This is a genomic window from Pseudomonas sp. GNP014, from assembly GCF_054344005.1.
The window spans coordinates 486,866-505,944 of record NZ_JBTGUS010000001.1; the positions used below are offsets into that span (position 1 = coordinate 486,866).

Annotated in this window: 31 protein-coding genes; 1 reads left to right on the forward strand and 30 read right to left on the reverse strand. The window is 55.8% G+C overall.

The genetic code is table 11. The annotated features are described in order from the left end of the window. Window positions 1-32: 32 nt before the first annotated feature. Window positions 33-2,867, forward strand: coding sequence for an excinuclease ABC subunit UvrA (gene uvrA, locus ACXX9E_RS02290; protein ID WP_123463699.1), 2,835 nt, complete (start codon window positions 33-35; stop codon window positions 2,865-2,867). Between the two features lie 63 nt (window positions 2,868-2,930). On the opposite strand, the gene bfr is transcribed toward uvrA, so the two are convergent. From bfr to rpsJ, 30 genes are all read right to left on the reverse strand, one after another. Continuing rightward, window positions 2,931-3,395, reverse strand: a complete 465-nt coding sequence (gene bfr, locus ACXX9E_RS02295; RefSeq protein WP_123463697.1) for a bacterioferritin — start codon at window positions 3,393-3,395, stop codon at window positions 2,931-2,933. A gap of 151 nt (window positions 3,396-3,546) precedes the next feature. Further along, the gene (locus ACXX9E_RS02300) at window positions 3,547-5,001 is read right to left on the reverse strand and encodes a catalase (protein WP_123463695.1); all 1,455 of its coding nucleotides are present in this window, start codon (window positions 4,999-5,001) and stop codon (window positions 3,547-3,549) included. 240 nt (window positions 5,002-5,241) lie between these two features. Beyond that, a complete protein-coding gene (gene rplQ / locus ACXX9E_RS02305; RefSeq protein ID WP_003176402.1) occupies window positions 5,242-5,628 on the reverse strand; it encodes a 50S ribosomal protein L17 in 387 nt (128 codons plus the stop codon). Window positions 5,629-5,670: 42 nt separating this feature from the next. After that, entirely contained in the window at window positions 5,671-6,672 is a 1,002-nt protein-coding gene (locus ACXX9E_RS02310; protein WP_003186012.1) for a DNA-directed RNA polymerase subunit alpha, read from the reverse strand. 22 nt (window positions 6,673-6,694) lie between these two features. Further along, window positions 6,695-7,315, reverse strand: coding sequence for a 30S ribosomal protein S4 (gene rpsD / locus ACXX9E_RS02315; protein WP_003176404.1), 621 nt, complete (start codon window positions 7,313-7,315; stop codon window positions 6,695-6,697). Window positions 7,316-7,333: 18 nt separating this feature from the next. Next, the gene (gene rpsK / locus ACXX9E_RS02320) at window positions 7,334-7,723 is read right to left on the reverse strand and encodes a 30S ribosomal protein S11 (RefSeq protein WP_002555466.1); all 390 of its coding nucleotides are present in this window, start codon (window positions 7,721-7,723) and stop codon (window positions 7,334-7,336) included. Between the two features lie 30 nt (window positions 7,724-7,753). After that, window positions 7,754-8,110, reverse strand: a complete 357-nt coding sequence (gene rpsM, locus ACXX9E_RS02325; protein WP_003186020.1) for a 30S ribosomal protein S13 — start codon at window positions 8,108-8,110, stop codon at window positions 7,754-7,756. 130 nt (window positions 8,111-8,240) lie between these two features. After that, window positions 8,241-8,357 carry a 50S ribosomal protein L36 gene (rpmJ, locus tag ACXX9E_RS02330; RefSeq protein ID WP_002555468.1) on the reverse strand — a complete coding sequence of 39 codons (117 nt, stop codon included), beginning with the start codon at window positions 8,355-8,357 and terminating at the stop codon, window positions 8,241-8,243. Between the two features lie 27 nt (window positions 8,358-8,384). After that, window positions 8,385-9,713, reverse strand: coding sequence for a preprotein translocase subunit SecY (gene secY, locus ACXX9E_RS02335; protein ID WP_338800120.1), 1,329 nt, complete (start codon window positions 9,711-9,713; stop codon window positions 8,385-8,387). Continuing rightward, window positions 9,714-10,151 (reverse strand): 50S ribosomal protein L15, encoded by a 438-nt coding sequence (gene rplO, locus ACXX9E_RS02340; protein WP_003228720.1) that lies wholly within the window; start codon window positions 10,149-10,151, stop codon window positions 9,714-9,716. Window positions 10,152-10,154: 3 nt separating this feature from the next. Continuing rightward, on the reverse strand, window positions 10,155-10,331 hold the full coding sequence (gene rpmD / locus ACXX9E_RS02345) for a 50S ribosomal protein L30 (protein WP_003176408.1): 177 nt from the start codon (window positions 10,329-10,331) through the stop codon (window positions 10,155-10,157). Window positions 10,332-10,333: 2 nt separating this feature from the next. Further along, window positions 10,334-10,834, reverse strand: a complete 501-nt coding sequence (gene rpsE / locus ACXX9E_RS02350; protein ID WP_003186035.1) for a 30S ribosomal protein S5 — start codon at window positions 10,832-10,834, stop codon at window positions 10,334-10,336. A 3-nt stretch (window positions 10,835-10,837) separates the two neighbouring features. After that, a complete protein-coding gene (rplR, locus tag ACXX9E_RS02355; protein ID WP_003186037.1) occupies window positions 10,838-11,188 on the reverse strand; it encodes a 50S ribosomal protein L18 in 351 nt (116 codons plus the stop codon). A 10-nt stretch (window positions 11,189-11,198) separates the two neighbouring features. After that, on the reverse strand, window positions 11,199-11,732 hold the full coding sequence (gene rplF, locus ACXX9E_RS02360) for a 50S ribosomal protein L6 (protein ID WP_003176412.1): 534 nt from the start codon (window positions 11,730-11,732) through the stop codon (window positions 11,199-11,201). 12 nt (window positions 11,733-11,744) lie between these two features. Then, window positions 11,745-12,137, reverse strand: a complete 393-nt coding sequence (gene rpsH / locus ACXX9E_RS02365) for a 30S ribosomal protein S8 (protein WP_007918458.1) — start codon at window positions 12,135-12,137, stop codon at window positions 11,745-11,747. A 209-nt stretch (window positions 12,138-12,346) separates the two neighbouring features. Further along, the gene (gene rpsN, locus ACXX9E_RS02370; protein ID WP_003228726.1) at window positions 12,347-12,652 is read right to left on the reverse strand and encodes a 30S ribosomal protein S14; all 306 of its coding nucleotides are present in this window, start codon (window positions 12,650-12,652) and stop codon (window positions 12,347-12,349) included. Window positions 12,653-12,665: 13 nt separating this feature from the next. Further along, a complete protein-coding gene (gene rplE / locus ACXX9E_RS02375) occupies window positions 12,666-13,205 on the reverse strand; it encodes a 50S ribosomal protein L5 (RefSeq protein ID WP_003210069.1) in 540 nt (179 codons plus the stop codon). 20 nt (window positions 13,206-13,225) lie between these two features. Beyond that, window positions 13,226-13,540 (reverse strand): 50S ribosomal protein L24, encoded by a 315-nt coding sequence (gene rplX / locus ACXX9E_RS02380; RefSeq protein WP_003186046.1) that lies wholly within the window; start codon window positions 13,538-13,540, stop codon window positions 13,226-13,228. Between the two features lie 11 nt (window positions 13,541-13,551). Continuing rightward, the gene (gene rplN / locus ACXX9E_RS02385) at window positions 13,552-13,920 is read right to left on the reverse strand and encodes a 50S ribosomal protein L14 (RefSeq protein WP_002555479.1); all 369 of its coding nucleotides are present in this window, start codon (window positions 13,918-13,920) and stop codon (window positions 13,552-13,554) included. Window positions 13,921-13,943: 23 nt separating this feature from the next. Continuing rightward, window positions 13,944-14,210: a 30S ribosomal protein S17 gene (rpsQ, locus tag ACXX9E_RS02390; protein ID WP_003194644.1), complete on the reverse strand. Its 267-nt coding sequence runs from the start codon at window positions 14,208-14,210 to the stop codon at window positions 13,944-13,946. Between the two features lie 2 nt (window positions 14,211-14,212). Beyond that, window positions 14,213-14,404 carry a 50S ribosomal protein L29 gene (rpmC, locus tag ACXX9E_RS02395; RefSeq protein ID WP_002555481.1) on the reverse strand — a complete coding sequence of 64 codons (192 nt, stop codon included), beginning with the start codon at window positions 14,402-14,404 and terminating at the stop codon, window positions 14,213-14,215. After that, window positions 14,404-14,817, reverse strand: a complete 414-nt coding sequence (gene rplP / locus ACXX9E_RS02400) for a 50S ribosomal protein L16 (RefSeq protein ID WP_003228729.1) — start codon at window positions 14,815-14,817, stop codon at window positions 14,404-14,406. The genes rpmC and rplP overlap by 1 nt, the downstream gene beginning before the upstream one ends. Before the next feature lie 12 nt (window positions 14,818-14,829). After that, the gene (rpsC, locus tag ACXX9E_RS02405) at window positions 14,830-15,516 is read right to left on the reverse strand and encodes a 30S ribosomal protein S3 (RefSeq protein WP_003176422.1); all 687 of its coding nucleotides are present in this window, start codon (window positions 15,514-15,516) and stop codon (window positions 14,830-14,832) included. 13 nt (window positions 15,517-15,529) lie between these two features. Further along, complete coding sequence (rplV, locus tag ACXX9E_RS02410; protein WP_003103908.1) at window positions 15,530-15,862, reverse strand: 50S ribosomal protein L22; 333 nt, start codon at window positions 15,860-15,862, stop codon at window positions 15,530-15,532. Window positions 15,863-15,873: 11 nt separating this feature from the next. Next, window positions 15,874-16,149 (reverse strand): 30S ribosomal protein S19, encoded by a 276-nt coding sequence (gene rpsS, locus ACXX9E_RS02415; RefSeq protein ID WP_011336172.1) that lies wholly within the window; start codon window positions 16,147-16,149, stop codon window positions 15,874-15,876. Window positions 16,150-16,165: 16 nt separating this feature from the next. Beyond that, window positions 16,166-16,990 carry a 50S ribosomal protein L2 gene (rplB, locus tag ACXX9E_RS02420; RefSeq protein WP_003228734.1) on the reverse strand — a complete coding sequence of 275 codons (825 nt, stop codon included), beginning with the start codon at window positions 16,988-16,990 and terminating at the stop codon, window positions 16,166-16,168. Window positions 16,991-17,004: 14 nt separating this feature from the next. Next, window positions 17,005-17,304, reverse strand: a complete 300-nt coding sequence (rplW, locus tag ACXX9E_RS02425) for a 50S ribosomal protein L23 (protein ID WP_458554992.1) — start codon at window positions 17,302-17,304, stop codon at window positions 17,005-17,007. Beyond that, window positions 17,301-17,903 (reverse strand): 50S ribosomal protein L4, encoded by a 603-nt coding sequence (gene rplD / locus ACXX9E_RS02430; RefSeq protein ID WP_003228735.1) that lies wholly within the window; start codon window positions 17,901-17,903, stop codon window positions 17,301-17,303. The genes rplW and rplD overlap by 4 nt, the downstream gene beginning before the upstream one ends. 12 nt (window positions 17,904-17,915) lie before the next feature. Further along, the gene (gene rplC, locus ACXX9E_RS02435) at window positions 17,916-18,551 is read right to left on the reverse strand and encodes a 50S ribosomal protein L3 (RefSeq protein ID WP_003228738.1); all 636 of its coding nucleotides are present in this window, start codon (window positions 18,549-18,551) and stop codon (window positions 17,916-17,918) included. Between the two features lie 80 nt (window positions 18,552-18,631). Further along, window positions 18,632-18,943, reverse strand: coding sequence for a 30S ribosomal protein S10 (rpsJ, locus tag ACXX9E_RS02440; protein WP_003186070.1), 312 nt, complete (start codon window positions 18,941-18,943; stop codon window positions 18,632-18,634). Between the last annotated feature and the right edge of the window lie 136 nt (window positions 18,944-19,079).

Consider the following 19,079-nt stretch of genomic DNA (forward strand, 5'->3'; position numbering starts at 1 on the left):
TACGTTTTCGACGCCCGCCGAGCGAGGCCACTTTGGACAAGATCCTGATACGTGGGGCCCGTACCCACAACCTGAAGAACATCGACCTGACCCTGCCACGGGACAAACTGATCGTCATCACCGGCCTGTCCGGATCCGGCAAATCGTCTCTGGCCTTCGACACGCTGTACGCCGAAGGTCAGCGCCGTTATGTCGAATCGCTGTCGGCCTACGCCCGTCAGTTCCTGTCGATGATGGAAAAACCCGACGTCGATACCATCGAAGGCCTGTCGCCGGCGATCTCCATCGAACAGAAGTCGACCTCGCACAACCCGCGCTCTACGGTCGGCACCATCACCGAAATCTACGACTACCTGCGTCTGCTGTATGCACGCGTCGGTACGCCGCGCTGCCCCGATCACGATATTCCGCTGGAAGCACAGACCGTCAGCCAGATGGTCGACCTGGTGCTGGCCCAACCGGAAGGCAGCAAACTGATGTTGCTGGCGCCGGTGATCCGCGAACGCAAGGGCGAGCACTTGTCGGTGTTCGAGGAATTGCGCGCGCAGGGCTTCGTCCGCGCGCGGGTCAACGGCCGCATTTGCGAGCTTGATGAACTGCCGAAACTGGACAAGCAGAAGAAGCACTCGATCGACGTGATCGTCGACCGCTTCAAGGTCCGCGCCGACCTGCAGCAACGTCTGGCCGAGTCATTCGAGACCGCGCTGAAACTGGCCGACGGCATTGCTCTGGTCGCGCCGATGGACGACGAGCCGGGCGAAGAGATGATCTTCTCCGCACGCTTTGCCTGCCCGATCTGCGGCCATGCGATCAGCGAGCTGGAACCCAAGCTGTTCTCCTTCAATAACCCGGCCGGCGCCTGCCCGACCTGTGACGGTCTGGGCGTCAAGCAATTCTTCGACATCAAACGCCTGGTCAACGGCGACCTGACACTGGCCGAAGGGGCGATCCGCGGCTGGGACCGGCGCAACGTCTATTACTTCCAGATGCTCGGGTCACTGGCCTCGCACTATGGCTTCAGCCTGGAAGTACCGTTCAACGAACTGCCGGCCGACCAACAGAAATTCATCCTGCACGGCAGCGGTTCGCAAAACGTCGATTTCAAATACCTGAACGACCGCGGCGATATCGTCAAACGCTCGCACCCGTTCGAAGGCATCGTGCCGAACCTTGAGCGCCGCTACCGCGAGACCGAGTCGGCCAGCGTGCGTGAAGAACTGGCCAAGTTCCTCAGCACCCAGGCTTGCCCGGACTGCCGTGGCACTCGCCTGCGCCGTGAGGCGCGGCACGTATGGGTAGGTGAGAAAACCCTGCCGGCGGTGACCAATCTGCCGATCGGCGATGCGTGCGAGTATTTCGGCGAGCTGAAGATGACCGGCCGCCGCGGCGAAATTGCCGACAAGATTCTCAAGGAGATTCGCGAGCGTCTGCAGTTTCTGGTCAACGTCGGCCTTGACTACCTGTCGCTCGATCGCAGTGCGGACACCCTGTCCGGCGGTGAGGCACAGCGGATTCGTCTGGCCAGCCAGATCGGTGCCGGTCTGGTCGGGGTGCTGTACATCCTCGACGAGCCTTCCATCGGCCTGCACCAGCGCGACAATGATCGCTTGCTCGGCACCCTCAAGCACCTGCGCGATATCGGCAACACGGTGATTGTGGTCGAGCACGACGAAGACGCCATTCGTCTGGCTGACTATGTCGTGGATATCGGCCCGGGTGCCGGCGTGCATGGTGGGCAGATCGTCGCCGAAGGTACGCCAGCCGAAGTCATGGCGCATCCTGACTCCCTGACCGGCAAGTACCTGTCCGGGCGAGTGAAGATCGAAGTGCCCGCCAAACGCACACCGCGCAACAAGAAACTGACCCTGTCGCTCAAGGGCGCGCGCGGCAACAACCTGCGCAACGTCGACCTGGAAATCCCGATTGGTCTGCTGACGTGTGTGACCGGTGTGTCCGGCTCGGGCAAATCAACCCTGATCAACAACACGCTGTTCCCGCTGAGCGCCACGGCACTCAATGGTGCGACCACGCTGGAAGCTGCCGCGCACGACAGCATCAAAGGCCTGGAACATCTCGACAAGGTGGTCGATATCGACCAGAGCCCGATCGGTCGTACGCCGCGTTCCAACCCGGCAACCTACACCGGCCTGTTCACTCCGATCCGCGAACTGTTCGCCGGCGTACCCGAGTCGCGCTCCCGTGGCTATGGTCCGGGGCGTTTCTCGTTTAACGTCAAGGGCGGTCGCTGTGAAGCGTGCCAGGGCGATGGCCTGATCAAGGTGGAAATGCACTTCCTGCCGGACATCTACGTGCCGTGCGACGTGTGCAAGAGCAAGCGCTACAACCGCGAAACCCTTGAGATCAAATACAAGGGCAAGAGCATCCACGAAACGCTCGAGATGACCATCGAGGAAGCTCGGGAATTCTTCGACGCGGTACCGGCGCTGGCGCGCAAGCTGCAGACGCTGATGGACGTCGGTCTGTCGTACATCAAGCTCGGGCAGTCGGCGACGACCTTGTCCGGCGGTGAAGCGCAGCGGGTCAAGCTGTCACGCGAGCTGTCCAAGCGCGATACCGGCAAGACCTTGTATATCCTCGATGAGCCGACCACCGGCCTGCACTTCGCGGATATCCAGCAATTGCTCGACGTACTGCACCGTTTGCGCGACCACGGCAACACCGTGGTGGTGATCGAACACAACCTCGACGTGATCAAGACCGCCGACTGGCTGGTCGACCTCGGGCCGGAGGGTGGCTCCAAAGGTGGACAGATCATCGCCACCGGCACCCCGGAACAAGTGGCCGAGATGAAACAATCTCACACGGGGCATTACCTCAAGCCGTTGCTGATTCGCGATCGCGCTTAAACGCCGGGCATGAAAAAGCCCCTGTCACCGCAACAGTGACAGGGGCTTTTTTTGTCTGGGCAATCAGGTGTGAGATTGCAGGTAGTTCTCGAGACCAATCAGCTTGATCAGGCCCAACTGCTTTTCCAGCCAGTAGGTGTGATCTTCTTCGGTATCGTTGAGCTGAACCCGCAGGATCTCGCGGCTGACGTAGTCTTTGTGCTGTTCGCACAACTCAATGCCTTTGCACAGTGCGGCACGGACTTTGTACTCGAGACGCAGATCGGCTTCGAGCATCTCCGGCACGGTGCTGCCGACATCCAGATCATCCGGACGCATGCGCGGCGTGCCTTCGAGCATCAGAATCCGGCGCATCAGCGCGTCAGCGTGACCCGCTTCTTCTTCCATCTCGTGATTGATTCGTTCGTAGAGCTTGGTGAAACCCCAGTCCTCATACATGCGCGAGTGAACAAAATATTGGTCACGCGCGGCCAGCTCGCCGGTCAGCAACGTGTTGAGGTAATCGATAACGTCTGGGTGGCCTTGCATCGCCCTACATCTCCCTGCATGAAAGGTCTGTAGTTTGAACCAAGCCGACTGGAAGGTCACTCTTTCTGCGCAATAAAAGTGAAGAAATTCTGAGAAAAGCAGCCTAAATAACGCAAAAACCGCCCTCAATGAGGGCGGTTCTGCTTCTCGTTTAGACTTCGTTAAGCTGTACATCCAGCAGCTTTGCGATTGCTTCTCCATACGCTGGATCGGCTTTGTAGAAATGCTGCAGTTGGCGGTCAACCACATCGGGTGTAACACCGCTCATGGCGCCGGCGATATTGCTGACCAACAAGGCCTTTTGCTCGTCACTCATCAGTCGGAACAACGCACCGGCGTGGCTGTAGTAATCGGTGTCTTCGCGATGATCGTAGCGATCGGCAGCACCACTCAAAGCCAATGCCGGCTCCGCATAGCGTGGTGCCTGTTTTGGCGATTCGATGTAGCTGTTCGGCTCATAGTTGGGCGCTGCCCCCCCATTGCTGCCAAAGGCCATTGAGCCATCACGCTGGTAAGTGTTGACCGGGCTACGTGGCGCGTTTACCGGCAATTGCTGGTGATTGGTGCCAACACGGTAGCGATGGGCATCGGCGTAGGCGAAGACACGGCCTTGCAGCATGCGATCTGGCGACAGACCGACACCCGGCACCATGTTGCTCGGCCCAAACGCAGCTTGCTCGACTTCAGCAAAATAGTTGAGCGGGTTGCGGTTCAACTCCAGCTCACCGACTTCGATCAGCGGGAACTCCTTCTGCGACCAGGTCTTGGTCACGTCGAACGGGTTCTCGTAGTGCGCTGCAGCCTGCGCCTCGGTCATGATCTGGATGCATACGCGCCATTTCGGGAACTCGCCGCGTTCGATCGCTTCGAACAGGTCACGCTGCGCGTAGTCCGGATCAGTACCGGCCAGGCGTGCGGCGTCTGCCGGGGCTAGGTTCTTGATCCCTTGCTTGGTTTTGTAGTGCCATTTTACCCAGTGACGCTCGCCTTGAGCGTTGATCAGGCTGTACGTGTGGCTACCGAAGCCGTGCATATGACGATAACCGTCTGGAATGCCGCGGTCAGAGAACAGAATCGTGACCTGGTGCAGCGCCTCCGGGGAATGTGACCAGAAATCCCACATCATCTGCGCGCTTTTCAGGTTGCTCTGCGGCAGACGTTTTTGGGTGTGGATAAAGTCTGGAAATTTCAGCGGATCACGGATGAAGAATACCGGCGTGTTGTTGCCGACGATGTCCCAGTTGCCTTCTTCGGTGTAGAACTTCAGCGCAAAGCCACGAGGGTCGCGCTCGGTATCAGCCGAGCCGCGCTCGCCGCCGACAGTCGAGAATCGCAGGAAAGTCGGGGTTTGTTTGCCTACCGATTCAAACAACTTGGCGCTGGTGTACTCGGTGATGTCACGCGTGACGGTGAACGTGCCGTAAGCGCCCGAACCTTTGGCGTGTACCCGACGCTCAGGAATGTTTTCACGGTTGAAGTGGGCAAGCTTCTCGATCAGATGAAAATCGTCGAGCAGCAGCGGGCCTCTAGGGCCGGCGGAGCGAGAATTCTGGTTATCAGCGACAGGTGCGCCACTGGCGGTCGTAAGCGTTTTGTTCTGGCTCATACGGTCTTCTTCCTCTGTCAGTCTTGGAACTGCCGGCTACTCGGCTTGGCGGGAAGTATTGATCATCCATGTGACAGCCACAAATTCATTAACTTGCAGGCATCAATAGATAATTACTAATTATGTTTCCCAGCACATAGTGACAACAGAACAATGTCGGAAGCTTGTACGAACCGCTCATTTTCTTGCAGGCACAAAAAACCGGGCACTAGGCCCGGTTCTTCGTTTCAGACTGACGTCTTACTCGGCGGATACAGCTTCGCCAGCAGTAGCACGATCAACCAACTCGACGTACGCCATAGGCGCGTTGTCGCCAGCGCGGAAACCGCACTTGAGGATGCGCAGGTAGCCACCCTCACGGGTAGCGTAACGCTTGCCCAGGTCGTTGAAGAGCTTACCAACGATAGCTTTCGAACGAGTACGGTCGAAAGCCAGACGGCGGTTAGCCAGGCTGTCTGTCTTGGCCAGAGTGATCAGCGGCTCGGCAACGCGGCGCAGTTCTTTGGCTTTTGGCAGAGTAGTTTTGATCAGCTCGTGCTCGAACAGCGACACCGCCATGTTTTGGAACATGGCCTTGCGGTGCGAGCTGGTGCGGCTCAGGTGACGCCCACTTTTACGATGACGCATGGTTCATTCCTTACCAAACACTACGTTCGGTGATTACGACGATCAGGCAGTCGCCTTGTCGTCCTTCTTAAGACTTGCAGGCGGCCAGTTGTCGAGGCGCATGCCGAGGGACAGACCGCGGGAGGCCAGAACGTCCTTGATTTCAGTCAAGGATTTCTTGCCCAGGTTCGGAGTCTTCAACAGCTCTACTTCGGTACGCTGAATCAGGTCGCCGATGTAGTAGATGTTTTCCGCCTTAAGGCAGTTAGCCGAACGTACAGTCAGTTCCAGATCGTCAACCGGGCGAAGCAGGATCGGATCGATCTCGTCTTCCTGCTCGACAACCACTGGCTCACTGTCACCTTTGAGGTCGACGAACGCAGCCAACTGCTGTTGCAGGATGGTTGCAGCGCGGCGGATAGCCTCTTCAGGATCCAGAGTACCGTTGGTTTCCAGATCAATAACCAGCTTGTCCAGGTTGGTACGCTGCTCGACACGGGCGTTTTCCACCACGTATGCGATACGGCGAACCGGGCTGAACGAAGAGTCGAGCTGCAAGCGACCGATGCTGCGGCTTTCGTCTTCATCGCTCTGACGCGAGTCGGCTGGTTCATAACCACGACCACGAGCTACGGTGAGCTTCATGTTCAGGGCGCCGTTAGACGCCAGGTTAGCGATTACGTGATCGGGATTAACGATCTCGACATCATGATCCAGCTGAATATCGGCAGCGGTAACCACCCCCGAACCCTTCTTCGACAAGGTCAGCGTAACTTCGTCACGACCGTGCAGCTTGATGGCCAGACCTTTAAGGTTCAACAGGATTTCAATTACGTCTTCCTGTACACCTTCGATGGCGCTGTACTCGTGGAGCACACCGTCAATCTCGGCCTCGACTACTGCGCAGCCGGGCATTGAGGACAACAGGATGCGGCGCAGCGCGTTGCCCAGGGTGTGGCCAAAACCACGCTCGAGAGGCTCGAGAGTGATCTTGGCGCGGGTTGGACTGACAACCTGCACATCAATGTGGCGGGGTGTCAGGAACTCATTTACCGAAATCTGCATGGATGCACCTATTTTCTAGCCCTTACTTGGAGTAGAGCTCGACAATCAGGCTTTCGTTGATGTCGGCGGACAGATCACTGCGAGCAGGAACGTTCTTGAAAACGCCCGACTTCTTCTCAGTGTCTACTTCTACCCATTCTACGCGGCCACGTTGGGCACACAGATCGAGAGCTTGGACAATGCGAAGTTGGTTTTTTGCTTTCTCGCGAACTGCAACCACGTCACCAGCACGAACCTGATACGACGGAACGTTTACGGTCTGACCGTTAACGCTGATCGACTTGTGCGATACCAGCTGGCGGGATTCGGCACGAGTCGAACCAAAGCCCATACGGTATACGACGTTGTCCAGACGGCATTCGAGCAGTTGCAGCAGGTTTTCACCGGTTGCACCTTTCTTGCCAGCAGCTTCTTTGTAGTAGCCGCTGAACTGACGCTCGAGAACGCCGTAGATACGACGGACCTTCTGCTTTTCACGCAGTTGGGTGCCGTAATCGGACTGGCGACCGCGGCGTTGGCCGTGGATACCAGGTGCTGCTTCAATGTTGCACTTCGATTCGATCGCGCGCACGCCGCTCTTCAGGAAGAGATCGGTGCCTTCGCGACGAGCGAGTTTGCATTTTGGACCAATGTAACGAGCCATTCTTTACAATCTCCTGGATTACACGCGGCGCTTCTTCGGCGGACGGCACCCGTTGTGCGGGATTGGCGTCACGTCGGTGATGCTGGCGATCTTGTAGCCACAGCCGTTCAAAGCGCGGACTGCGGATTCACGACCTGGACCTGGACCCTTGACGTTAACGTCGAGGTTTTTCAGGCCATATTCCAGCGCAGCTTGACCAGCACGCTCAGCAGCTACTTGAGCAGCGAACGGGGTGGACTTGCGGGAACCGCGGAAACCCGAACCACCGGAGGTAGCCCAGGAAAGAGCGTTACCTTGACGGTCGGTAATGGTCACGATGGTGTTGTTAAAAGATGCATGGATGTGGGCGATGCCATCAACCACTGTCTTTTTAACTTTTTTACGAGGACGAGCAGCAGGTTTTGCCATGATTAAATTCCTGTCGATTCGCTGGGGCGATTACTTGCGGATCGGCTTACGCGGACCTTTACGGGTACGCGCGTTGGTCTTGGTACGCTGACCGCGTACTGGAAGACCACGACGATGACGCAGACCGCGATAGCAACCGAGGTCCATCAAGCGCTTGATTTTCATGTTGATTTCGCGACGCAGGTCACCTTCAGTGGTGAACTTCGCCACTTCGCCACGCAGCTGTTCAATTTGCTCGTCGCTCAGATCTTTGATCTTTGCTGCTGGGTTTACCCCAGTCACTGCACAGATCTTCTGCGCAGTAGTGCGACCAACACCATAGATGTAGGTCAGCGAGATAACAGTATGCTTGTTATCTGGAATGTTAACGCCTGCAATACGGGCCATTCAGTGGGACTCCAATTGACAGCTACCTACGCCCCGGAAGCCAAGAAATAGGGCGCGAGATAATATCGCTGTAATAACAAATAATCAACCCGGTAGCGCACTAGCTACCGGGCTTGAAGCACAATCACACTCAGCCTTGGCGCTGTTTGTGACGCGGTTCCGCGCTGCAAATTACTCGAACAACACCTTCGCGGCGAATAATCTTGCAGTTACGGCACAGCTTTTTCACCGATGCACGAACTTTCATCACCAACTCCTCGAACCTTATGGGTACTCAGCGCAACATGCCGCTGCCGTAACCCTTCAGGTTGGCTTTCTTCATCAGGGATTCGTACTGGTGCGAAACGAGGTGCGATTGTACTTGGGACATGAAGTCCATCACAACCACGACCACGATCAGCAACGAGGTCCCGCCAAGGTAGAACGGAACGTTTGCTGCAACCACCAGGAACTGGGGCAACAGGCACACGGCCGTCATGTATAGAGCACCGAACATGGTCAAGCGAGTCAGAACGCCATCAATGTAGCGCGCAGACTGCTCACCTGGACGGATGCCCGGAATAAAGGCACCGGACTTCTTCAGGTTTTCCGCTACGTCTTTCGGATTGAACATCAACGCCGTATAGAAGAAGCAGAAGAAAATAATCCCTGCACTAAACAGCAGAATATTCAACGGCTGACCAGGAGCGATCGACTGCGAGATGTCCTGCAACCAGCCCATACCTTCAGACTGACCGAACCAGGCACCCAACGAAGCCGGAAACAGCAAAATGCTGCTCGCGAAAATAGCCGGAATAACACCGGCCATGTTCACTTTCAGCGGCAAGTGGCTAGTCTGCGCAGCAAAAACCTTACGGCCCTGCTGACGCTTGGCGTAGTGAACAGCAATACGACGCTGACCACGCTCAATGAACACCACGAAACCGATAATCGCTACTGCCAGCAAACCGATGACAACCAAGGCGAAGATATTGATATCACCCTGACGTGCAGACTCGAAAGACTGCCCGATTGCTCTCGGAAGACCGGCGACGATACCCGAAAAAATCAACATCGAGATACCGTTACCTACACCACGCTCAGTAATCTGCTCACCCAGCCACATCATGAACATCGCACCAGCCACAAACGTGGATACCGCGACGAAATGGAAGCCAAAGTCACCAGTGAACGCAACGCCCTGCCCGGCCAGACCAATGGACATGCCAATAGCCTGAACCAGAGCAAGGACGACGGTGCCGTAGCGGGTGTACTGGCTGATCTTGCGACGGCCAGCTTCACCTTCCTTCTTCAACTGCTCCAGCTGCGGGCTGACGGCTGTCATCAGTTGCATGATGATCGATGCCGAAATGTACGGCATGATCCCCAGTGCAAAGATGCTCATCCGTTCCAGCGCACCGCCAGAGAACATGTTGAACAAGCTAAGAATGGTCCCCTCATTCTGTCGAAACAGGTCTGCGAGTCGGTCCGGGTTGATACCTGGAACCGGGATGTGTGCGCCTATTCGGTAGACGATAATCGCCAGGAACAGAAAACGCAGACGAGCCCAGAGTTCAGACATACCGCCTTTGCCGAGCGCAGAGAGAGCACCTTGCTTAGCCATTTATTCCTCGAACTTGCCGCCAGCTGCTTCGATAGCCGCACGCGCACCTTTGGTGGCGCCGATTCCCTTGCCGATAGTGACAGCGCGAGTCACTTCACCGGACAGCATGATTTTCACACGCTGTACGTTGACGTTGATCACGTTGGCATCTTTCAGGGACTGCACGGTGACGATGTCGCCTTCCACTTTTGCCAGCTCGGACAGACGCACTTCTGCGCGATCCATGGCTTTCAGGGAAACGAAACCGAACTTCGGCAGGCGACGATGCAGCGGCTGTTGACCGCCTTCAAAGCCTGGAGCAATGGTGCCACCGGAGCGGGAGGTCTGACCTTTGTGACCACGGCCACCAGTCTTACCCAAACCGCTACCGATACCACGGCCCGGACGATGCTTTTCGCGACGGGAACCCGGCGCTGGACTCAGATCATTGAGTTTCATCGATTAACCCTCGACACGCAGCATGTAGTAAGCCTTGTTGATCATCCCGCGATTCTCGGGAGTATCCTGGACTTCTACAGTGTGACCGATGCGACGCAGACCCAGACCCTTAACGCACAGTTTGTGGTTAGGGATGCGGCCGGTCATGCTTTTGATCAGCGTTACTTTAACGGTAGCCATGATCAGAAGATCTCCTTGACGCTTTTGCCACGCTTGGCGGCAATGGATTCAGGAGACTGCATAGCTTTCAAACCTTTGAAAGTGGCGTGAACCACGTTTACCGGGTTAGTCGAGCCGTAGCACTTGGCCAGAACGTTCTGAACGCCAGCAACTTCGAGGACAGCACGCATAGCGCCGCCAGCGATGATACCGGTACCTTCAGAAGCAGGCTGCATGTACACCTTCGAAGCGCCGTGAGCGGACTTCATTGCGTACTGCAGAGTGGTGCCGTTCAGATCAACTTGGATCATGTTGCGGCGAGCAGCTTCCATTGCCTTCTGGATCGCAGCAGGCACTTCACGCGACTTGCCACGGCCGAAGCCAACACGCCCTTTACCATCACCTACCACGGTCAACGCGGTGAAAGTGAAGATACGGCCGCCTTTAACGGTTTTGGCTACGCGGTTAACTTGAACCAGCTTCTCAATGTAGCCTTCGTCGCGCTTTTGGTCGTTATTTGACATAACTTAGAACTCCAGCCCAGCTTCACGAGCAGCATCAGCCAGCGCTTTAACGCGGCCGTGGTACTTGAAGCCAGAGCGGTCGAAAGCCACTTGCGAGACGCCAGCGGCCTTAGCACGCGTAGCGACCAGCTGGCCAACCTTTGTGGCCGCGTCGATGTTGCCAGTGGCGCCATCACGCAGTTCTTTATCCAAAGTCGAGGCGCTTGCCAGGACTTTGTTGCCGTCGGCCGAGATGACCTGGGCGTAGATGTGCTGCGACGAGCGGAACACGCAGAGACGCACGACTTCGAGTTCGTGCATTTTCAGGCGTGCTTTGCGAGCGCGACGCAGTCGAGTAACTTTTTTGTCGGTCATTTGCTATGCCCTACTTCTTCTTGGCTTCTTTACGACGGACGACTTCGTCCGCGTAGCGCACACCTTTGCCTTTGTACGGCTCTGGTGGACGGAAGTCGCGGATCTCAGCGGCCACTTGACCTACCAGCTGCTTGTCGATGCCCTTGATCAGGATATCGGTCTGGCTAGGAGTCTCAGCGGTGATGCCTTCCGGCAGTTCGTAATCCACTGGGTGCGAGAAGCCAAGGGCCAGGTTCAGAACCGTGCCTTTTGCTTGCGCCTTGTAACCAACACCGACCAGCTGGAGCTTGCGCTCGAAGCCTTGGCTTACGCCTTGGACCATGTTGTTTACCAACGCACGCGTGGTACCGGCCATTGCGCGAGTTTGTTGATCGCCATTGCGAGCAGCGAAACGCAGCTCACCAGCTTCTTCAACGATCTCAACGGACGAATGGATGTTCAGTTCAAGAGTACCCTTGGCACCCTTCACCGAAAGCTGTTGGCCTGCGAATTTTACTTCGACACCGGCTGGCAGCTTAACGGGGTTCTTAGCGACGCGAGACATGCTTATCCCCCCTTAGAACACAGTGCAAAGAACTTCGCCGCCGACACCGGCAGCGCGCGCAGCACGATCCGTCATCACACCTTTGTTGGTGGAGACGATAGACACGCCAAGACCGCCACGAACTTTCGGCAGATCTTCAACGGACTTGTACTGACGCAGGCCTGGACGACTAACGCGCTTCACTTCTTCGATAACCGGACGGCCTTCGAAGTACTTCAGCTCGATGGACAACGACGGCTTAGCGTCGGTGGTGATCTGAAAATCCGCGATGTAACCTTCGTCCTTCAGGACTTTTGCTACAGCCACCTTCAGCGTGGAAGACGGCATGCTTACGACAGACTTTTCAGCCATCTGGGCATTACGGATTCGAGTTAGCATGTCCGCTAACGGGTCCTGCATACTCATGGGCTAGACGCTCCTAATACAGAAAAATTAGCCTTGCGGCTACTACTTGTCGCCGAGAACTTCCGGGCATGAAAAACACGGGCTCAGGCGAGCCGGTCATTCTAGACACACCCCAGAAATGAATCAAGCCCCAAAAGGGGCTTGATTCAGATTCAAGGCCACCGATGGTCAGGTTCTTGCAAACCCGACCATCAAGGCTTTGACAACGATTACCAGCTGGCTTTAACCAGACCTGGAACGTCACCACGCATTGCAGCTTCACGCAGTTTGTTACGGCCAAGGCCGAACTTGCGGTAAACGCCGTGCGGACGACCAGTCAGGCGGCAACGGTTACGCATGCGCGAAGCGCTTGCGTCACGTGGTTGCTTCTGCAGAGCTACGGTAGCTTCCCAACGCGCTTCTGGACTTGCGTTCAGATCGACGATGATAGCTTTCAGCGCTGCACGCTTGGTGGCGTACTTGGCAACGGTGAGCTGACGCTTCAGCTCACGGTTTTTCATGCTCTTCTTGGCCATTTTCCTACTCCAATCAGTTGCGGAACGGGAATTTGAAAGCACGCAGCAGAGCGCGGCCTTCATCATCGTTCTTGGCAGTGGTGGTCAGGGTAATGTCCAGACCGCGGAGAGCATCGATCTTGTCGTAGTCGATTTCCGGGAAAATGATCTGCTCTTTCACGCCCATGCTGTAGTTACCACGACCATCGAAGGACTTGGCATTCAGGCCGCGGAAGTCGCGAACCCGAGGCAGGGAGATCGACAGCAGACGATCCAGGAACTCGTACATACGCTCACGGCGCAGGGTCACTTTGACACCGATCGGCCATCCTTCGCGGACTTTAAAGCCAGCGATGGATTTACGAGCGTAGGTCACAACGACTTTCTGGCCGGTGATCTTTTCCAGGTCAGCAACAGCGTGCTCGATGACTTTTTTGTCGCCGATCGCTTCGCCCAGACCCATGTTCAGGGTGATTTTGGTAACGCGCGGAACTTCCATCACGTTCGAAAGCTTAAGTTCTTCCTTAAGTTTCGGAGCGATTTCCTTCCGGTAAATCTCTTTTAGTCGTGCCATGGTCTTCTACCTAGCAGTGTTCAAGCATCAACCGCTTTTTGGGTCGACTTGAAGACACGAATTTTCTTACCGTCTTCTACTTTGAAACCAACGCGGTCAGCCTTGTTGGTTTCGCCGTTGAAGATGGCGACGTTGGAAGCGTGCAGTGGCGCTTCTTTCTCGACGATACCGCCCTGTACGCCCGACATCGGGTTAGGCTTGGTATGACGCTTGACCAGGTTCAGACCGCCAACAACCAGACGGTTGTCAGCAAGAACCTTCAGCACCTTACCGCGCTTACCTTTGTCTTTGCCGGCGATCACGATGATCTCGTCGTCACGACGAATCTTTTGCATGTCGGATCTCCTTACAGCACTTCTGGGGCGAGCGAGACGATCTTCATGAACTTCTCAGTACGAAGTTCACGGGTCACTGGCCCAAAGATACGGGTGCCGATCGGCTCTTGCTTGTTGTTCAGAAGAACAGCAGCGTTGCCATCAAAGCGGATAATGGAGCCATCAGCACGACGTACGCCGTGACGAGTGCGGACTACAACAGCAGTCATCACTTGGCCTTTTTTCACTTTACCGCGAGGAATTGCTTCCTTCACGGTAACTTTGATGATGTCACCGATACCAGCGTAACGACGATGGGAGCCACCCAGCACCTTGATGCACATAACACGGCGAGCGCCGCTGTTATCGGCCACATCGAGCATGGATTGAGTCTGAATCATATAATTTCTCCGACCCCTAGCCCTTAGACTTCCACAGCGCGTTCGAGAACATCAACCAGCGCCCAAGACTTGGTCTTGGCCATCGGACGAGTTTCACGAATAGTGACTTTGTCGCCGATGTGGCACTGATTGGTTTCGTCGTGCGCGTGCAGCTTAGTCGAACGCTTAACGTATTTACCGTAGATCGGGTGCTTAACGCGACGCTCGATCAGAACGGTGATGGTTTTGTCCATCTTGTCGCTGACAACACGGCCAGTCAGCGTACGGACAGTTTTTTCGGCTTCAGCCATGATCACTTACCTGCCTGCTGGTTGAGCACAGTCTTCACGCGAGCGATGTCACGCTTAACTTGCGAGAGCAGATGAGACTGCCCCAACTGGCCAGTTGCTTTCTGCATGCGCAGATTGAACTGGTCGCGCAGCAAGCCGAGCAGTTGCTCGTTCAGCTGCTGTGCGGATTTTTCACGAAGTTCATTCGCTTTCATCACATCACCGTCCGTTTAACAAAGGAGGTGGCGAGCGGCAGCTTTGCAGCAGCCAGGGCGAAAGCCTCACGCGCCAGCTCTTCAGAAACACCCTCGATTTCATACAGGACTTTGCCTGGCTGAATCTGGGCAACCCAGTACTCCACGTTACCCTTACCTTTACCCATACGAACCTCGAGAGGTTTTTTGGAGATCGGCTTGTCCGGGAATACACGGATCCAGATCTTGCCGCCACGTTTAACGTGACGGGTCAGAGCACGACGCGCTGACTCGATCTGACGAGCGGTGAGACGACCACGAGCAACAGACTTCAGCGCGAACTCGCCGAAGCTGACTTTGCTACCGCGCAGTGCCAGACCACGGTTGTGGCCGGTCATCTGCTTGCGGAACTTCGTACGCTTTGGTTGCAACATTTGGCGTACCCCTTACTTAGCAGCTTTTTTACGAGGCGCTGGTGCTTGTGGTTTCAGTTCTTCTTGGCGACCACCAATAACTTCGCCTTTGAAGATCCAAACCTTTACACCGATCACACCGTAAGTGGTGTGAGCTTCGTAGTTGGCATAGTCGATGTCGGCACGCAGGGTGTGCAATGGCACACGACCTTCGCGATACCATTCAGTACGTGCGATTTCAGCACCGCCGAGACGACCGCTCACTTGGATTTTGATGCCTTTGGCACCAATGCGCATGGCGTTCTGTACTGCGCGCTTCATAGCGCGACGGAACATTACGCGACGCTCCAGCTGCTGAGCTACGCTCTGCGCAACCAGCATACCGTCGAGCTCCGGCTTGCGGATCTCTTCGATATTGATGTGCACAGGCACACCCATTTGCTTGGTCAGGTCCTGACGCAGTTTCTCAACATCTTCACCTTTCTTCCCGATAACGATACCTGGACGAGCGGTGTGGATGGTGATGCGTGCAGTTTGAGCCGGACGATGGATATCGATACGGCTTACGGACGCGCTTTTTAGTTTGTCTTGGAGATACTCACGCACTTTCAGATCTGCGAACAAGTAGTCCGCATAAGTCCGACCGTCTGCGTACCAGACGGAGGTGTGCTCCTTGACGATTCCCAGGCGAATGCCAATGGGATGTACTTTCTGACCCATCTCTTCGACTCCGTTACTTGTCAGCAACCTTGACAGTGATATGGCAAGACCGCTTGACGATGCGATCAGCACGGCCTTTGGCACGTGGCATGATGCGCTTCAGCGAACGCCCTTCGTTGACGAAAACGGTGCTGACCTTCAGGTCATCAACGTCTGCGCCTTCGTTATGCTCGGCGTTGGCTACGGCCGACTCCAGCACTTTCTTCATGATCTCGGCGGCTTTCTTACTGCTGAAAGCCAACAGGTTGAGCGCTTCGCCCACCTTCTTCCCGCGGATCTGGTCGGCGACCAAGCGGGCTTTCTGGGCGGAGATTCGAGCGCCCGACAACTTAGCGGCTACTTCCATTTCCTTACCCCTTAACGCTTGGCTTTCTTGTCAGCCACGTGCCCGCGATAGTTGCGGGTACCGGCGAACTCGCCCAGTTTGTGGCCGACCATGTCTTCGTTAACGAGAACTGGGACGTGCTGACGACCGTTGTGTACTGCGATGGTCAGACCGACCATTTGTGGCAGGATCATCGAACGACGCGACCAGGTTTTAATTGGTTTGCGATCGTTCTTTTCCGCCGCCACTTCGATCTTCTTCAGTAGGTGAAGATCAATAAAAGGACCTTTTTTCAGAGAACGTGGCACTGTCGTATCCCTCTATTTACTTGCGACGACGGACGATCATTTTGTCGGTACGCTTATTACCACGAGTCTTCGCGCCCTTAGTCGGGAAGCCCCATGGCGATACCGGATGACGACCACCAGAGGTACGACCTTCACCACCACCATGTGGGTGGTCAACCGGGTTCATGGCAACACCACGAACGGTTGGGCGAACGCCACGCCAGCGTTTGGCACCAGCTTTACCCAGCGAACGCAGGCTGTGCTCGGAGTTCGAGACTTCACCCAGGGTCGCACGGCATTCAGCCAGGACTTTACGCATTTCACCGGAACGCAGACGCAGGGTCACGTAGACACCTTCACGAGCGATCAGCTGAGCCGAAGCACCAGCGGAACGAGCGATCTGTGCACCTTTACCTGGCTTCAGTTCGATGCCGTGTACGGTAGAACCGACTGGAATGTTGCGCAGTTGCAGAGCGTTGCCTGGCTTGATTGGAGCCAGAGCGCCCGCGATCAGCTGGTCGCCAGCACTCACGCCTTTAGGGGCGATGATGTAGCGGCGCTCGCCGTCTGCGTAGCAGAGCAGTGCGATGTGAGCAGTACGGTTTGGATCGTATTCGATACGCTCGACAGTGGCGACGATGCCATCTTTGTCGTTGCGACGGAAATCGACCATACGATAATGCTGCTTATGACCACCACCGATGTGACGAGTGGTAATACGGCCATTGTTGTTACGACCACCAGTCTTCGATTTTTTCTCGAGCAGCGGTGCGTGAGGAGCGCCTTTATGCAGCTCCTGGTTGACCACCTTGACCACAAAACGGCGGCCAGGGGAAGTCGGTTTGCATTTAACGATTGCCATGATGCACCCCTTCCTTACTCAGCACTGCTGCTGAAATCGAGATCTTGGCCTGGCTGAAGGGAGATAACTGCCTTCTTCCAGTCACTACGCTTGCCCAGACCGCGAGCAGTGCGCTTGCTCTTACCCAGAACATTCAGGGTAGTGACGCGCTCTACTTTCACGCTGAACAGGCTTTCGACGGCCTTCTTGATTTCCAGCTTGGTTGCGTCAGTAGCAACCTTGAAAACGAACTGGCCTTTCTTGTCTGCCAGAACCGTAGCCTTCTCGGAAACGTGCGGGCCAAGCAGAACTTTAAATACGCGTTCCTGGTTCATCCCAGCAGCTCCTCGAATTTCTTCACGGCCGACACGGTGATCAACACCTTGTCGTATGCGATCAGACTAACTGGATCGGAACCTTGAACGTCACGTACATCTACGTGCGGCAGGTTACGAGCAGCCAGGTACAGGTTCTGATCAACAGCGTCCGACACGATGAGAACATCGGTCAGGCTCATGTTGTTCAGCTTGCCCAGCAGATCTTTGGTTTTCGGAGTTTCAACAGCGAAATCCTGAACCACGACCAGACGATCAGTACGCACCAGCTCAGCAAGGATGGAACGCATTGCTGCGCGATACATCTTCTTGTTCAGCTTCTGGGAGTGATCCTGAGGACGAGCTGCGAAAGTGGTACCGCCGCCACGCCAGATTGGGCTACGGATAGTACCGGCACGAGCACGGCCAGTACCTTTCTGACGCCATGGGCGCTTGCCGCCACCACGAACGTCGGAACGGGTCTTCTGCTGCTTGCTACCTTGACGGCCGCCGGCCATGTAGGCCACGACTGCTTGGTGAACCAGCGTCTCGTTGAATTCGCCGCCAAATGTCAGTTCGGAAACTTCGATCGCTTGAGCGTCATTTACATTTAATTGCATGTCAGCTTCCCCTTAACCGCGAGCCTTGGCTGCTGGACGTACAACCAGGTTGCCGCCAGTAGCGCCAGGAACAGCGCCCTTGACCAACAACAGATTGCGTTCAGCGTCCACGCGCACTACTTCCAGGGACTGCACGGTCACGCGCTCAGCGCCCATATGACCGGACATTTTTTTGCCCTTGAATACACGACCAGGAGTCTGGCACTGGCCGATAGAGCCTGGGACGCGGTGGGATACGGAGTTACCGTGGGTGTTATCTTGCCCGCGGAAATTCCAACGCTTGATCGTACCCTGGAAGCCTTTACCCTTGGACTGACCGGTTACATCAACCAGCTGACCAGCGGCGAAGATTTCAGCGTTGATCAGATCGCCAGCCTGGTACTCGCCTTCTTCAAGACGGAATTCCATGGTGGTGCGACCAGCGGCAACGTTCGCCTTAGCGAAGTGGCCAGCCTGAGCTGCTGTTACACGCGAAGCGCGACGCTCGCCGACAGTGACTTGCACTGCACGATAGCCATCGGTCTCTTCAGTTTTGAACTGGGTGACGCGATTCGGCTCGATCTCAATGACCGTGACCGGAATGGAGACACCTTCTTCGGTGAAAATACGGGTCATACCGCATTTACGACCGACTACACCAATAGTCATGTTGTAAACCTCATGAGTGTACGGGGCTTTCACCCGCTATGGCCGCCCATTTCAGAGCGTTACACGACTAAGACCGAGTCTTAGCCGAGGCTGATCTGCACTTCCACACCGGCCGCAAGATCAAGCTTCATAAGAGCATCAACGGTTTTATCCGTTGGCTGGACGATGTCCAGAACGCGCTTATGAGTGCGGATTTCGTACTGGTCACGCGCGTCTTTGTTGACGTGCGGGGAAACCAGAACGGTGAACCGCTCTTTACGGGTAGGCAGTGGAATTGGACCACGCACTTGAGCACCAGTACGTTTCGCGGTTTCCACGATTTCCTGGGTTGATTGGTCGATCAGGCGATGGTCGAAAGCCTTCAACCTGATACGGATTTGCTGATTTTGCATTGGATTTCAGACTCCGGCTGCTATTCCCACCGGGCGCAATACGCCCGTTAAAAGGAGGCGCAATTCTATAGACGCCCCAGATAGGTGTCAACCCAATAAAAAAGCCCCCGCTGAGCGGGGGCTTTTTCAATCCATC